Origin of the sequence: Rhodococcus sp. 06-221-2, from assembly GCF_002258365.1 — a bacterium.
Classification (GTDB): Bacteria; Actinomycetota; Actinomycetes; order Mycobacteriales; family Mycobacteriaceae; genus Rhodococcoides; species Rhodococcoides fascians.
The window spans coordinates 134,127-148,682 of sequence record NZ_NOYJ01000004.1 but is presented as its reverse complement, the minus strand read 5'-3'; the positions used below and the strand labels follow the sequence as shown (position 1 = coordinate 148,682).

Below are 14,556 nucleotides of genomic sequence, written 5' to 3'. Positions count from 1 at the left end.
TTGGACCTCTAATCAAACCTCGAGACGGTACAGTGTCCACGTCGCCGTACAGGAGAGGCCGGTTGGAGATGCGTTCGTCGGTAGGTGTGTCCCTGGGAACGTGCGGCATCCGCACGTCTCGGACGACCGAAGACGGCACGTGGACAGACGCCGCTCCCTTCGACGACTGGCAGCTCTCCCCCTCCCCCGAGGACGTCGCGCGGGTCGTTCGCGGAATCGTCGACCGCCCGGACGCGCCGCAATCGCTGGGCATTGCATACCGGACCGCCGACGAGCGTGATCGCATCACGAAGGCTCTGGCCGAGGAATACGTCTCGGACGTACATCTGATCGACGAGACCGACGCTGCCCTCGAGTACCTCCGTCCCGGCCTGGCCAGCCAGCACCGCACCATCGCCCTGTTCGACGCAGGCGAGACCGGTGTCGACATAGACATCGTCGACGTCGAATCCGGCCGCTCCTACGGCTCGACTCGTACGACGGCAATCAGCGGAGCCTCGTTCGACGCGGTGGTTCGGGAACACATACTGGGCCTCGGCATCGTGCGGGAGCCGCACACACACGACGAGGACACTGCTCTGACGGCATTCTGCCGTGGCATCAAAGAGGCACTGTCCACGCACGAGACCACCAGCACGCCCGACGGCGAACACATTCTTCTCGAGCGCCACATCTTCGAGCTGTCGATCGCCCGGGCCACCGAACAGGCGGCCACCACGGTCCGCCAACTGGGGCTCGAAGCCGAGTTCTATCCCGACGCCATCATCGCCATCGGCGGTACGAGCAATGTCCCTCTGGTCCGCACGACACTCGAACGGTTTCTGCAGCTGCCGATCATCGTCCCCGAGCAACCAGAACTCGTCGTTGCAGGTGGGGCGGCCGTGCACGCTGCACGCGTCGACGTCGACCGCATTGCACCGGTCGTCTCGCACCGACCGGCGCTGGCGCGGCTCGGATTGATCGCGCTACCGATCGTGGGCGTCATCGCCGCCGTCGGACTGTTCTCGGGCCTGAGTTCCGAGAGCGAAGACCAACCGCTGAGCACCCCTGCCAGCGTGGACGAGGGCATCCGGCAGACCACGACACCCTCGGCTGCACGGACCACCACCGCCACACCGTCACCGACCCCGGACATCCCGGCCCCGCCGCCGACGTCAGCTGCACCACCTCCGGCCGCCGACAGCGTGCCGTACGTGCAGTATCAACCGCACTACAACCCGCCGCCACCGCCGCCCGCTCCGACGGTGCCGCTACCGCAGATCCCCGGTGTCCAGATGCCTGTCATACCGCTGCCGGTACTGCCGCGCCTGCCGTTCTGACCGGCCGCGTCCGCACCCTCCCGGCAGATACGGAAAGATCGTCGCTCATGGCCACCACAGCACAATGGATCGAAGGGGCGCGACCCCGAACGCTCCCCAACGCTATCGCCCCCGTCCTCGTCGGCACCGGTGCAGCCGTGTCCCTGGACGCAGGCGTGTGGTGGAAGGCTCTACTGGCACTGATCGTCTCGTTGGCGCTGATCGTGGGCGTCAACTTCGCCAACGACTACTCCGACGGAATCCGCGGCACGGACGACGACCGAGTCGGCCCACTCCGACTCGTCGGCTCCAAGGCCGCCTCGGCAGGAGCCGTCAAACGGGCAGCCATCGGCTGCTTCGCGGTCGGTGCCGTCGCAGGTCTTGTCCTGGCCGCCACGAGCGCTTGGTGGTTGGTGATCGTCGGCCTGATCTGCATAGCCGGTGCCTGGTACTACACAGGCGGCTCGAAGCCTTACGGCTACAGCGGATTCGGCGAGATTGCCGTATTCGTGTTCTTCGGACTCGTCGCCGTGCTCGGCACCCAATACGTGCAGGCCGAGCAGATCGACTGGGCGGGCGTGCTCGCCGCGGTAGCCGTCGGATCTTTCTCCAGTGCCGTACTCGTCGCGAACAACCTTCGGGACATTCCTACCGATACCGAATCCGGAAAGCGAACGCTCGCAGTGCGATTGGGCGATACCCGCACGCGCTATCTGCACCTGGCACTGTTGGTCGTCCCGTTCGCCATGACCGTCGCGCTGACCGCCCGAACCCCGTGGGCCCTGGTTGCCCTGCTCGCGCTACCCCTCGCTGCGCGCGCCAATTCGCCGGTTCGCGGCGGTGCTCACGGCTTCGAATTGATACCGGCGCTGCGTGATTCGGGACTGGCAATGCTCGTCTGGGGTGCCGCTACCGGTGTGGCGCTGGCGTTCGCCTAACGCTTCTCGGGCACGAATGCGCCCAGCAGAAAGTTCACGATCGAGATGATGATCGCGCCCCAGAACGCGGCAGCGAAACCGACGATCTCGAGGCCGTAACCGGTCTGCGACGACAGCCACCCCGTCAACATCAGCATCAACGCGTTGATGACGAGAGTGAACAGCCCGAGGGTGAGAATCAGCAGCGGCAGTGACAACAGCTTCACCATCGGCCTGATGAACGCGTTGACGATCGTCAACACGGCCGCAATACCGAGCAGGACCACGATGTCCCACCCGTCACCGCGGCCCGAGCTGGTCACGGTGATGCCGTCGACGAATTCGTTCGCAACCCAGATGGCGACGGCATTGATCACGAGCCGAATCAGAAAGTTCATGGCGCCCATCGTAGAGTTCGGGCCCGCTCGGAGCTATGTCGTGCGAACCAGCAGGACGGCGTCGCGCAGATCGTCCAGGCTGCCGCGAACACTCACGAGCTCGGTGAACGATGGATCGGCACCTGCGATCACACCGAGAAGCATGTGCTCGACGCCGATCTCCCTGTCCCGCAATCGGACGGCCTCCTTCAAGGCCAGCTTCAGCGCTTCCTTGGCCGACGGCGCGAACGGCAGGTGAGAATCGTTCGAATGGTCGACGTCGCCGAACCCCACCGCATTCTCGACGGTGTCGATCACGTCGTGAAGGTCGATGCCGATGGACCGTAGGGCCCGGGCGTCCCTCGACAGCACGTCCTCGAGCGCGTTATCGAGGGTGAACCCCGCCTCGGCCAGCGCAGACCCGAGCGGTTCGTCGGTCTTGTCGAGCGCACCGAGGAAGAGATGAATGGGTTCGATCCGCTCCGAGTGCAACGCCCGGGCGTGCAGCCGGGCACTGATGACGACCGCCCTGGCCTGTGTGGTGAATCGCTCGAACATGGTTGTCTACCTTCCCTTTCCGCCGTGCTTCTTGTGAACGGCCTGTCTGCTGACACCCAGCGAATCCGCTATCGCCTGCCACGCCCATCCCTGATTCCGCGCATTGCGAACCTGGACGGCTTCCAGACGTTCGAGTAGACGGCGAAGTGCGGCTACGGCACGCAACCCCTCCCCCGGATCGGAACTGGCGGCCGCGGCGGCCAATGCAGTGGCTTCTGTCATGCATGTCAATGTAGGTTGACAGAGAAGGGGTTGTCAACCTTTATTGACACACAAGTCAGTGGTCCACAGCGATATCGACAGAGACCCGCCCACGGTCGTCACGGGTCGCCGTCGCGAGGCCGGAGTACTGGACACCGCCGAGGTCGACATCGACACGACCGCCGCCGTCCACGAAATTTCGCCACCAGTTCTTCTTGTCCGGCATCGCCACCCTGACCTTCAGGTGCTCACCTTTCCGGCTGATCGCAACCGGCAATGCGATCCTCTTGCCGGACTTCCGGCCGGTGTAGGTCAAAATGCCCATCGAGCGTCCGAGCACCCTGTCGAGCACCGGTGCCTTCATCACGACCATGAAGACCGTGTTGAACCCTGCCGCCGACTTCTGAAATGTGTTCATCGTGTCCGCCTTACGAATCGCCCCGCACGTGTTGGCGAGCGTAGCCGTGACACAGGCCGACGGGAACGTCACCGAGACGGCAGACCGGACTCCATCGACTCGGCGAGCGTGGTCAGGGCCTCGAGAACACGGTTTCGACGTGCACCCAACACATCGAACAATCGTCCGTGCGCTTCGAGCTCTCGGGGAAATACATCATCCACGATGCGCCTCCCCTGATCGGTCAGGGTGATCGACGCAGACCGTCGGTCTTCGGCGCTGGGCACGCGCTGCAGAAAGCCGCGGCGTTCGAGCTTTCCGAGCGTCTTGCTCACACCTGCGCGGGTCATGCCGAGCAGCTCCGCCAACCGCGCTGCCGTCACCGGTTCGATCGCGTAACGCAGGGGCACCATCAATTCCACCTCGGCGACGGATACATCGGCCGCGGCGTATATCGGTTCGACGGCCACGTCGAGCAGCGCGACGATGCGCTTGATCTCGGCCACCACCTGCATCGGCGAGGTGTCCAGCTCCGGGTTGAACTCGGCCCACCGTGCACAGGTCAGCTCACGAAGCGAGGCATCGGTCATCGGCACCACCAATATCGTTAACTAGTTGACAGTTCTGCTACGTTCACAACATATCCCACCACCGAGGAGGCATCTTGACGTACGACACCGTGGTAATCGGTGGCGGCCCAGCCGGACTCAGTGCCGCGACACTTCTGGCTCGCGCCCGCCGAAAAGTGATCGTTGTCGACGCCGAAGAACCACGCAACGCGCCTGCCGACCATGTTCACAACTTCCTCTCGCGCGATGGTTCCACACCCGAGGAGTTGCATCGGGCTGGATGCGAGGAAGTCCTCCGATACGGCGGAGAAATTCTGCGCGGCAAAGTAATTGAACTCGACGAGGGATTCGAGGTCCGCCTCGAGGGCGGCGAGTCCCGGCACTCGCGGTCGGTCTTGGTGGCCACCGGGCTTCGAGACGAACTGCCCGATATCCCCGGCGTTCACGAACAGTGGGGCTCGGGAGTGCTGCATTGTCCGTACTGCCACGGCTACGAAGTTCGGGATCAGCCGATAGCCGTGGTCGGCGGATCCAACCGACCGTTCACGATCCACCAGGCGTCGCTGATTCGCCAATGGTCGGACGACGTCGTCTTCTTCACCAACGGCATCGAACTGAGTGAAAACGAACGCCTTCGACTCGACGCGCGGTCCGTCGGAATCGTCGACGTACCGGTTGCTCGAATCGTTGTGCAGGACGGTCGCGTCATAGGCATCGAGCTGACGAACGGGACCGTCGTTCCTCGAACAGTCGTGTTCGTCGGGCCGACGTTCGTTCCGAACGACGCGCTCCTGCGATCGATCGGATGCACTCGCCTCGACAACGGCTGGGTGGCCACCGACCCGACCGGGCTCACCAGCGTCGACGGCCTGTGGGCTGCGGGGAACGTCTCGGATTCCCCCGCCCAGCTCATCAATTCGGCAGCAGCAGGATCGAAGGCTGCAATCGCCATCAATCACTACCTACTCGAACTCGATGTGACCCGAGCCGTCAGCGCGGTCTGACGCCTCCTGCCAGCGCCGAAGAATGTGTCGGTGCCCTGTTCTACACTTGCCGCAGTGGATCGAATACGTGTTCGATCTTCAGTCGCTGGGGGGTGACATGGGGCTACGGAAAGCGGCGTGGGTGACGGGGGACCATTCTCCGCTCGCCGACGTTCTGGGAGCGCGACGGACGATCAACGCTGCCGTCGCTTCGGAACTTGCTCTGCTGGACGAGTATGTCCGCAGCCGAACGGCCGGCGCGTCACCGTGGGACACCGGGGTCACCGAGAAAGATCTGTTCAACTCGGCAGTCTGTGAACTGGCGGCGGCTCTGTCGTCCACGTTTGCCGCCATCAACAACAAGGTGCAGATGTGGCGTCAACTGCGCCCTCTCGTGCGTCAGGGCTTCATCGACGGTGCCCTCGATCTGGAGCGAGTCAGAACGATCCACGATCATCTACTTCATGCCCGTCCGGAGACGGCCGTTGCCCTGGAGACCGAGATTCTCAAGGCCGCCCGGGAGATGGCACCGGGAGCTCTGGGCCGCGAAATCGATCGACTGCTCATCGAGGCCGACGCCGACTGGGACCGTGCGGTACGCAAGCGTGCCGCACGCACCGAGAAGCGAATCCGCCTTCGTCGCCGGGCACGAGGACTGTCGAGCCTGACCACACTGATGACCGACGGCGAAGCCGACGAACAACTTTCGCGGATCGACGCCGAGGTCATACGCCTGCACCCGGAGGATCCGCGGTCGGACGACCAACGACGGGCCGACGCTCAGACCGCCTTGATGCGCGGGGAGACACTGCTGTGCGAGTGCGCGACATGCCTGACGCCGCGCGACGGCGACAGGGCCCCCGAGCACGATGATCCGGACACAGCGGACAACGAACCATCGGACACCGACTGCGCCGCAACCGACGGAACACGCAGCGGCAGTTCCACTTCCGCTGCAACGGGGGACGAGCCGCCGACGAGCCAATCACCGAACACGATCCCACCGGACGCACCGCCACCCAGGCTTCCCACGCCCGGCTCTGTGAATACCAGAGCTACCCGATCGCGGCCGGGTGGAGGAACGCTGATCGAACGGTGGCGTGCCATCGTCGGGGACGACCCCATCGGGATCCACGCCTTGTACCCCGACGGCCATGGGGGCATGAAACTCCCGCCGCCAGGCGCGCTGAGCTATACACCCAGTCGAGCTCTCGCGGCGACGGTTCGAGCCGAGAACCCGTACTGCCTGCATCCTGGCTGCAACGTGCCCTCGGAACGATGCGACCTCGACCACATCGTCGAATTCGACCGACACCGCCCCGAGAAGGGCGGCTGGACCATCCTCACGAACATCGGTCCGCGCTGTCGGCTCCACCACAACCTCAAAACGCGCAAACTTTGGCGCACCGAACTGCTTCCGGACGGAGTGCTGCATATCGTCGATCCACTCGGACGTCACTACTTCACCCCACCCGCCCTGTGAAAAACAATCACCTAGGGTTGGTTCGGTGAGCACCGCGAATCTGACCCGAACCGAAACTCGCAGGCGATCGCGCCACATAGACGGGGTGAAGTATCTCGTCGATCTGAACCTCTTGCGCGCCGAGGACACGGACGTCGACACCTTCGAGTCGGTGACGACTATCGAGTTCGATGCCACGACTGCGGCGACATGGGTCGATTTCATCGGTGCGTCCGTGGACGAGGTCACCGTCAACGGCACCGATGCGCAGGTCGATTACGACGGAGCTCGCATTCAACTGGTCGGACTCGCCGACCACAACGTCGTTCGGATACGGGCACGCGGGCGGTACAGCAGGTCGGGTGAAGGACTCCACCGCTTCGTCGACCCCGTCGACGACAACGTCTACCTGTACACCCAGTACGAACCTGCCGATGCGCGACGGGTGTTCGCGAATTTCGAGCAACCCGATCTGAAGGCCTCGTTCACGCTGAGGGTCACAGCACCCCCGGCATGGACGGTCCTGTCCAACCGCGCGGGAGTCACCGACGGCACAGTCACCACGTTCGCCCCGACGCTGCCCATATCGACGTACATCACCGCGGTTGCGGCCGGGCCGTACCACGGCGTCGAATCGTCCTGGACCCGAGGCGATCTGACTGTCCCGCTCGGCGCGTACTGCCGCGCATCCCTCGCCGAGTATTTCGACGCCGAGGACATCTTCGACATCACCGAGCGTGGCCTGGACTTCTTCCACGACAAGTTCGACTATCCGTACCCGTTCGGTAAGTACGACCAGATTTTCGTCCCCGAATACAACCTCGGTGCCATGGAGAACCCCGGTCTCGTCACGTTCACCGAATCGTACGTATTCCGTTCGGCGGCAACCGAAGCCCAGTACGAGGCTCGGGCGAACACGATTCTGCACGAGATGGCGCACATGTGGTTCGGCGACCTCGTCACGATGCAATGGTGGGACGATCTGTGGCTCAAGGAGTCGTTCGCCGACTACATGGGTGCGTACGCGTCGGCCGAAGCCACCCGGTTCACCGATGCCTGGGTCAGTTTCGCGAACCGCCGAAAGGCGTGGGCCTATTTGCAGGATCAGCTTCCCACCACTCACCCGATCGTCGCCGACATCACCGACCTCGAGGCAGCCAAGCTCAACTTCGATGGCATCACCTACGCGAAGGGCGCGAGCGTGCTCAAGCAGTTGGGGGCGTTCGTCGGTGCCGACGCCTTTTTCGCTGCGTCCCGCAACTACTTTCGCACGCATGCCTTCGGTAATACGACCCTGACGGATCTCTTGAGCGAGATGTCCACCGCCAGCGGGCGAGACCTCGAGACCTGGGCGGGCGCGTGGCTGCAGACCACCGGCGTGTCCACCCTGACTTATACCGGCGACGCCGTCGAGCAGACGGATCCGCGTCCGCACCGCATCGCGGTCGGGCTCTACGATCCGGACGAGGCCGGAAATCTCACGAGGACCCACCGCTACGAACTCGACATCACCGACTCGCGAACGCCCGTCGACTTCCCCGATTCTGCACTGGTTCTGCTCAACGACGACGATCTGACCTACGCCAAGATCCGATTCGACGAGCGCTCCACCGCCACAGTGCGGACCTCCCTCGATCGCATCGTCGATCCCCTTGCACGAGGGCTGGTGTGGTCGGCACTGTGGAACTCCACCCGGGACGCCGAGCTCTCTGCGATCGAATACCTGGACATCGCAACCAGATTCGCGCCGACCGAACCCAAGATCGGGTTGCTCTCCGCAGTCACGGCCAACGTCACGTACACACTCGCGCACTACCTCCCCGAAGACCGACGGGACGAGCCCACCCGGCATTGGCTCGAAGCGTCGTGGCGGCAGCTGCAATCGAGCGAACCCGGAAGCGACGCGCAGTTGGTGTGGGCGCGGGCGGTCGCATCGGCTGCGCAACTCGACGACTTCCTGGCCGACGATCTACGCTCCCTGCTCGATGGCACCGCGACCATTGCCGGGCTGAGGCTGGACCCCGATCAGCGCTGGGCATTCTGGCTGGCACTCGCCGCCACCGGACACGCAACTATCGCAGAGCTGGATGCCGAACTCGGTTCGGACGACACACTTTCGGGGCGCACTGCCCACACCGCGGCGGCGACGGCGATCCCTGACGCCACAGTCAAAGCGAGCGCGTGGACTTCCATCACCGAGCGCGACGACGTGTCCAACGATGTTCTCGACGCCTACATCACCGGGTTCGGGGCGGGTCACCGACCGGACCTCACTCAACCGTACGAGGACCGGTATTTCGAGTCCATCTCCTCGTTGTGGACCTCACGCAGCATCGAGATCGCACGGAGGATAGTTGTTCGCCTCTTTCCTCAGCAATCGTCGACCGACAGTGCAGACGTGTGGCTCGCCGAGCACGAGTGGGCACCGGCTGCGTTGCGGCGCTTGGTGATCGAGCAGAGAGATCACCTGGCCCGGAGTTTGCGCGTGCAGGCTCGGCTAGGGTGACGATCATGTCCGACCATGATGCTCGACGTTCGTTCGCCACATCCGCTCTCGCCGCAGGCGGCTTGCTCGGCGGCTTCGCTGTTGCTCGCCGGTCGCACAATCGCCAACTCGGCGGAGCAGTGCTCGCTGCAGTCGGCGTTGCCTGCACCACTCAATGGCAGAAATCCTCGGGCTCGGCTCGTGCCGGCGCACTGCTCGGGACGTACCTCGTAGCGTTCGGTGCGTCGCATCCGCTCGCGAAGAAGATCGGTGCGTGGCCGGCCGTCGGGACGGTCGCCGCTGTCACTGCCGTGACGTCGATGGTGGTGACCAGGTAGATCTGCTCAGAACACCCCGGTACGGATGAACTGCTCGAGCGCGGCGGTCGGTTCGTCGAGATCCATTCCCTGGCCCGCGACCCAGGTGTCGTCGAAATAGGTTTGCGAGTAACGGTCTCCGCCGTCGCACAACAACGTCACCACACTGCCGGTGCGTCCCGCGGCAATCATCTCGGAGATCAAGCCGAAGGCACCCCAGATGTTGGTGCCGGTGGATCCTCCCACTCGTTTACCGATCGCAGCCGAAGTGAATCTCGCGGCCGCCACCGACGCAGCGTCGGGCACCGCGATCATTCGATCGATCACCTGGCCGACGAAGGACGGTTCCACCCGCGGTCGCCCGATGCCTTCGATACGTGAGGACTTACCGGTCTCGAAACTCGCGTCACCGGTTTCGTAGCCTCCGATGAAGGCCGAATTCTCTGGGTCCACGACAGCCAAACGCGTTGCGTGTCTGCGGTATCGGATGTAGCGACCGATGGTGGCGCTCGTTCCGCCCGTTCCCGCGCCTACGACCACCCAATCGGGGATGGGACATTTCTCGAGCCGAAGCTGATCGTAGATGGACTCGGCGATGTTGTTGTTCCCTCGCCAATCGGTGGCCCGTTCGGCGTGGGTGAACTGGTCCATGTAGTGGCAGTCGGGTTCGGCTGCGAGCCGGTGCGCCTCGGTGTACATCTCGCCGGGGTGGTCGACGAAGTGGCATCGCCCACCGTGCGATTCGATGAGGGCGATCTTGGCGGGACTTGTACTTCTGGGCATGACTGCGACGAACTTCAATCCCAGCAGGCCGGCGAAATATGCCTCACTGACCGCCGTGGAGCCGGAAGACGCCTCGACGACCGTGGTTCGCGCGGTGACCCAGCCGTTGCAGATCGCGTACAGAAATAGCGATCGCGCCAGCCGGTGTTTGAGGCTGCCGGTGATGTGAGTGGATTCGTCCTTGAGGTACAGCGAGATTCCCCATGCGGCAGGCAGTGGATAGCTCAGCAGGTGTGTGTCGGCACTGCGCTGAGAATCGGCTTCGATCAACCGGACTGCGTTGTCGACCCACTCACGCGATCCGGAGTGGTCCACCGATCCGGTCACTTGCGGCCGTCTTCACCGCGCAGCTTGGACTGCAGGTCCGCGCGAGCGGTGCGTCGGTGTTCGTCGACCGCAGCGATGGACTCGTTGACGCGGATGCGCATCTGCTTGAACAGAAGCAGGGACAACGGCAGCGAGATGAGGACGCCGAAGATCGCGGCGACGAGGATCGGAACCTCGATGCCGAAGAGTAAACCGACACCGATGATGATCGCGGCGATGACGATGACGAGCGCCAGACGCGCGAACGTGTACACGGCGAGATTGACGGCAAGGGACTTCTTCGCAGAACGGCCGGGCGTGGGGTTTCCGCTGGTCGGGTCGCTTCGGTCGGCATTCGTCGCATCGCTCACGAGCTCAAGGTTACCGGGCCGTGCAGGGCTTCCCACCCACCCCTGGCGTGACCGATTTGTCCATTACCTCCCCTTTACCAACCTTGTATCAGTCGAGTACCTAGGGGTCCGAGTGCAACCATGGGGCTCACAACACCGCAGACCGATATCTCCGGTTCGACGCAAATGCACAGAACCGCACCGTAGGAGGACACGACAGATGAGCGCACCCACGTTCCACAAAGCTCAGGACTCACTTCTCACACCGGGTCAGGTAGCAGCGCTTTTTCACGTCGACCCCAAGACCGTGACTCGCTGGGCACACGCCGGACGTCTTGGATCGCTCCGCACTCCCGGCGGACACCGTCGCTTCCGCGAAACCGAGGTCATGCAGCTGCTGACTTCTCTGACGACCGAAGCCGGCGTACAGCACTGAGACAGGCCATTCGGCGCAGTTTCGGCAACGACCTCCGCACCCGTACGAACTCATCGAACATTCTCAGGAATCTTCGACGCTCGACGGGTGCGGAGGTCGTTGCATGACGGCTACCCTCGTAGTAGGAGGTGCGTCGTGATCTATCTATTGGCGTTGATCGGTTTGGTGGCAGTGATTGTGCTGCTGTGGAAGGCATTCGGACCCAGCACGCAGCCCGAACCCCCGCGGACTGTCGGGCCCGATGACGATCCGGAATTTCTCTGGAAAATCAACCGGGACGCTCGTCGCGGAGGCAAGGACGGGACCGACGCCGGCACTGAAGTCGGCGAATAAAGTTTCCGATCAGCTGCGGCGAGAAGTAGTGGGCGAGGCCGGAAAGCCTGCTGCCACCGCCGCAGCTACTTCGAGGAGTGCCTTTCGCGTGCGTCCACGAAGCCTGCCCAGTTCGATCTCAGCCCCCTCCTCCAGATGCGGGTCGAACGGAATCGTCCGAACCTGAGCGCATCGCTGCTCGAAATGTTCGACCACCTTCTGCAAGTCGACTTTTCCCGCCCTCGGTCTTACCGCGTTGACCACCGCCACCGACGTGGCCACCAATTCTCGATAGCCATGAGCATCCAGCCAATCCAATGTCGCCGACGCGCTCCGCGCCCCGTCCACAGACCCTGAGCTGACGACGACCAGAGTGTCCGCGCCCTCGAGAATGCTTTCCATCGCCGAATGCATCAATCCGGTGCCGCAGTCGGTGATGACGATGCTGTAGAACTTCTCGAGCAGTGTCACCGTTCGGTCGTAGTCGTCACCGCTGAATGCCTCGGACGCCGCCGGGTCCGAATCGGAGGCCAGCACCTCCAGCCGATGGACGTTCTGTGAGGTGTAGGCCCGAACGTCGCTGTAGCGCTCCAAGGAATCCATGTCTCGCAACAGATTTCGGACCGTCGCCGTCGTTTCCGACGGTACTTTCTGCCCCAGCGTTCCGCGGTCGGGGTTCGCGTCGATCGCAATCACGCGGTCACCGCGGATGTCCGCGAACGTCGAGCCCAACGTGGCCGTTGTCGTCGTCTTTCCGACCCCACCCTTCAACGAGAGCACCGCGACGCGGTAGCACCCCACCAATGGTCGATCGACCTGCGCGGTCAATTCGAGGCGTCGCTGTTGCGCCGGACTGTTCCCCACATCGATCCGACCACCGGACATCAGATACAGCGCACGACGCCACCCGGCCACCGGAGCGACACTTGCCGACCTGATCAGCAACGAATCGCCGAGGTCGGCCGCCGACATCGGCTGCGACAGCGGTCGATGATCCGGCTGAACGACAGCAGCCACGGCAGGAACCACAACAGGAACATGGCCGGGCAACATCGGTTGCGGCCACGAACCGGGTTGCGGAGCCCACTGCCCATACCCCTGACCCTGCCCATACCCCTGCCCATGCCCATGCGTCGGCCAGCCGTTCTGGGCCTGCCACTGATTCTGGGCTGCCCACTCGTTGTTCGGCTGCCAATATTGCTGGGGCACAACAGCATTCGGGGGCAAAACCACCCCGTTCTGCGGCTGGACAGGGTGCTGACCCTGTTGCCCAGGCGGCTGCGGCTCGCCCGTGGGCCGAGTCGGCGGACCAGGGAGCATGGCCGTGTCGGACGAAACCGGTGGCACAACCGGTGGACCCGACGCTTCGGGCATCGTCGGCATCTCGTCGGTCGGTGGCGTCACCTCGACGGGTGGAGTCGACATTGCCGCGACAACAGGAGTCGGGCTCGGAGCATCCGCGGGCGGCATGGCGATGGGGGTGGATCGGAACGGTTCACGCTCCCCCGAAACCCGAGACTCCCCCACAACCCGAGAAGACCCCGCAGTCTCAGCAGACCCCGCAACCCCCGAAACTTCCCCAACTCCAGCAGACCCGGGAACCGGGGTCTCGGTCACCACCGGCTCCGGCGTGTTCGGGGGTTCGTCGTCGTCCATCGGTCGGACGGGTTGCCAATTGTTTCCGTGCCGATCGGCCATGACCGATTTCCCCCCACTGTGCGTCCCGCGTCGAGTGCCGGCTCGGATGTCTCCCCCATCGAGCCGGATCGGACGCTACCAGCTGCGCGTCGGCAGCGGAGCGTGTGGAACGCGCAGAGGTCAGTTCAGTCCTGCGTAGCTGTGCAGACCGGAGACGACCATGTTGATTATGAAGAGGTTGAACAGCATGGCAGTGAATCCACCGACGTTGATCCACGCGGCGCGGGTGTTTCGCCAGCCGGAGGTGGCGCGGGCGTGCAAGTAAGCGGCGTAGATGATCCACGTGATGAAGGACATCGTTTCTTTGGGGTCCCAGCCCCAGAAACGTCCCCATGCGGCCTCGGCCCAGATCGCGCCGAGGATGACGCCGGCTCCGAACAGCGGGAAGGCGACGATGGTCGTCTTGTAGGCGAGTCGGTCGAGGGCTTGGGCGTCAGGGAGCTTGGAGGCGAAGCGGCCCCAGAATCCCACGCTCTCCTCGCCGAGCGGTTGTTTGATGCGCAGCAGGAACAGCAGGCTCGCGACTCCGGAGACCAGCAGGATGCCGCTGCCGACGCTGACGATGGTGACGTGGATGGGCAGCCAGTAGGAGCGCAGTGCCGGGACGACGGGTGCGGCGTCGGCGTAGAGCTTGGTGGCGGCAAAGAACATCAGCACGATGATGGGTGCGAGGACGAACACCAGCATCGGGCGCATCGTCTTCTTGCGCAGCACCACCACGGAGGTCAGTGCTGCGGCAGCAGTTGCCATGGTGACGAACTCGTACATGTTGCCCAGCGGGAATCGGTGGGTGGCGAATCCGCGGAGCACGACCGAGGCGATGTGTAGGACGAGGGCCGGTGCGAGCAGCGCGAAGCCCATGCCCGCGAGGCGTTCGGACAGCGGGCGCTTGGGTGCCTCGATGACGCGTCCCGGGCCGGAGGACGCAGCCTGCGACGACGCGGTTACGGGGGCTCCGGCACCGACGAGTTCCTTGGCCTGAGCGGCCGTCGCCTTGGCGGAGGCGTACTGAGCGATGAGCAGGACGAATGCGAGCACGTAAATGGTGAAGGCTGATTCGAACGACCAGTCGCTGTACTGCGAGAGTGTCTCGTTGATCGGCATCGG

At 63.9% G+C, this 14,556-nt stretch carries 18 protein-coding genes; 9 read left to right on the top strand and 9 right to left on the bottom strand.

Features of this window, described 5'->3' with window-relative positions; translation table 11 throughout:
- The first annotated feature begins 68 nt into the window (after positions 1–68).
- Together CH281_RS01815 and CH281_RS01810 are read left to right on the top strand one after the other, a co-directional pair.
- Positions 69–1,319: an Hsp70 family protein gene (locus CH281_RS01815; RefSeq protein ID WP_143544750.1), complete on the top strand. Its 1,251-nt coding sequence runs from the start codon at positions 69–71 to the stop codon at positions 1,317–1,319.
- 47 nt (positions 1,320–1,366) lie between these two features.
- On the top strand, positions 1,367–2,236 hold the full coding sequence (locus CH281_RS01810; protein WP_032399445.1) for a 1,4-dihydroxy-2-naphthoate polyprenyltransferase: 870 nt from the start codon (positions 1,367–1,369) through the stop codon (positions 2,234–2,236).
- Here CH281_RS01810 and CH281_RS01805 read toward each other — a convergent pair.
- The 5 genes from CH281_RS01805 to CH281_RS01785 form a co-directional block, all read right to left on the bottom strand.
- Entirely contained in the window at positions 2,233–2,613 is a 381-nt protein-coding gene (locus tag CH281_RS01805) for a phage holin family protein (protein ID WP_032390699.1), read from the bottom strand. The two genes, CH281_RS01810 and CH281_RS01805, sit on opposite strands and share 4 nt — an antisense overlap.
- 33 nt (positions 2,614–2,646) lie before the next feature.
- Positions 2,647–3,150, bottom strand: a complete 504-nt coding sequence (locus CH281_RS01800) for a Clp protease N-terminal domain-containing protein (RefSeq protein ID WP_094622729.1) — start codon at positions 3,148–3,150, stop codon at positions 2,647–2,649.
- Positions 3,151–3,156: 6 nt separating this feature from the next.
- A complete protein-coding gene (locus tag CH281_RS01795; RefSeq protein ID WP_032365231.1) occupies positions 3,157–3,372 on the bottom strand; it encodes a hypothetical protein in 216 nt (71 codons plus the stop codon).
- Between the two features lie 55 nt (positions 3,373–3,427).
- Entirely contained in the window at positions 3,428–3,769 is a 342-nt protein-coding gene (locus CH281_RS01790; RefSeq protein WP_094692888.1) for a hypothetical protein, read from the bottom strand.
- A gap of 68 nt (positions 3,770–3,837) precedes the next feature.
- Positions 3,838–4,338, bottom strand: coding sequence for a MarR family winged helix-turn-helix transcriptional regulator (locus tag CH281_RS01785; RefSeq protein ID WP_052061312.1), 501 nt, complete (start codon positions 4,336–4,338; stop codon positions 3,838–3,840).
- A gap of 74 nt (positions 4,339–4,412) precedes the next feature.
- On the opposite strand from CH281_RS01785, the gene CH281_RS01780 reads away from it, so the two are divergent.
- The 4 genes from CH281_RS01780 (at position 4,413) to CH281_RS01765 (ending at position 9,585) form a co-directional block, all read left to right on the top strand.
- On the top strand, positions 4,413–5,321 hold the full coding sequence (locus tag CH281_RS01780) for an NAD(P)/FAD-dependent oxidoreductase (protein WP_032399446.1): 909 nt from the start codon (positions 4,413–4,415) through the stop codon (positions 5,319–5,321).
- A 67-nt stretch (positions 5,322–5,388) separates the two neighbouring features.
- On the top strand, positions 5,389–6,783 hold the full coding sequence (locus tag CH281_RS01775) for an HNH endonuclease signature motif containing protein (protein ID WP_094692687.1): 1,395 nt from the start codon (positions 5,389–5,391) through the stop codon (positions 6,781–6,783).
- Positions 6,784–6,808: 25 nt separating this feature from the next.
- Positions 6,809–9,268, top strand: coding sequence for an aminopeptidase N (pepN, locus tag CH281_RS01770; RefSeq protein WP_094692685.1), 2,460 nt, complete (start codon positions 6,809–6,811; stop codon positions 9,266–9,268).
- 5 nt (positions 9,269–9,273) lie between these two features.
- Positions 9,274–9,585, top strand: a complete 312-nt coding sequence (locus CH281_RS01765; protein ID WP_094692886.1) for a hypothetical protein — start codon at positions 9,274–9,276, stop codon at positions 9,583–9,585.
- 6 nt (positions 9,586–9,591) lie between these two features.
- Here the strand turns inward: CH281_RS01765 and CH281_RS01760 are convergent, their stop codons facing one another.
- Both CH281_RS01760 and CH281_RS01755 read right to left on the bottom strand, forming a co-directional pair.
- Positions 9,592–10,674, bottom strand: coding sequence for a PLP-dependent cysteine synthase family protein (locus tag CH281_RS01760; RefSeq protein WP_032365228.1), 1,083 nt, complete (start codon positions 10,672–10,674; stop codon positions 9,592–9,594).
- Entirely contained in the window at positions 10,671–11,024 is a 354-nt protein-coding gene (locus tag CH281_RS01755) for a DUF4229 domain-containing protein (protein WP_027498324.1), read from the bottom strand. The genes CH281_RS01760 and CH281_RS01755 overlap by 4 nt, the downstream gene beginning before the upstream one ends.
- A 199-nt stretch (positions 11,025–11,223) precedes the next feature.
- On the opposite strand from CH281_RS01755, the gene CH281_RS01750 reads away from it, so the two are divergent.
- Positions 11,224–11,439 (top strand): BldC family transcriptional regulator, encoded by a 216-nt coding sequence (locus tag CH281_RS01750; RefSeq protein WP_027498325.1) that lies wholly within the window; start codon positions 11,224–11,226, stop codon positions 11,437–11,439.
- A 135-nt stretch (positions 11,440–11,574) separates the two neighbouring features.
- Positions 11,575–11,772, top strand: a complete 198-nt coding sequence (locus tag CH281_RS01745; protein ID WP_027498326.1) for a membrane protein — start codon at positions 11,575–11,577, stop codon at positions 11,770–11,772.
- A 9-nt stretch (positions 11,773–11,781) separates the two neighbouring features.
- Here CH281_RS01745 and CH281_RS01740 read toward each other — a convergent pair whose 3' ends face one another.
- Complete coding sequence (locus tag CH281_RS01740; RefSeq protein ID WP_080733441.1) at positions 11,782–13,071, bottom strand: MinD/ParA family ATP-binding protein; 1,290 nt, start codon at positions 13,069–13,071, stop codon at positions 11,782–11,784.
- A 4-nt stretch (positions 13,072–13,075) separates the two neighbouring features.
- Here CH281_RS01740 and CH281_RS01735 point away from each other — a divergent pair, with 4 nt between their 5' ends.
- Positions 13,076–13,588 (top strand): hypothetical protein, encoded by a 513-nt coding sequence (locus CH281_RS01735; protein WP_143536282.1) that lies wholly within the window; start codon positions 13,076–13,078, stop codon positions 13,586–13,588.
- Here CH281_RS01735 and ccsB read toward each other — a convergent pair.
- Positions 13,570–14,553, bottom strand: a complete 984-nt coding sequence (gene ccsB, locus CH281_RS01730) for a c-type cytochrome biogenesis protein CcsB (RefSeq protein WP_027498328.1) — start codon at positions 14,551–14,553, stop codon at positions 13,570–13,572. The two genes, CH281_RS01735 and ccsB, sit on opposite strands and share 19 nt — an antisense overlap.
- Positions 14,554–14,556 lie beyond the last annotated feature (3 nt).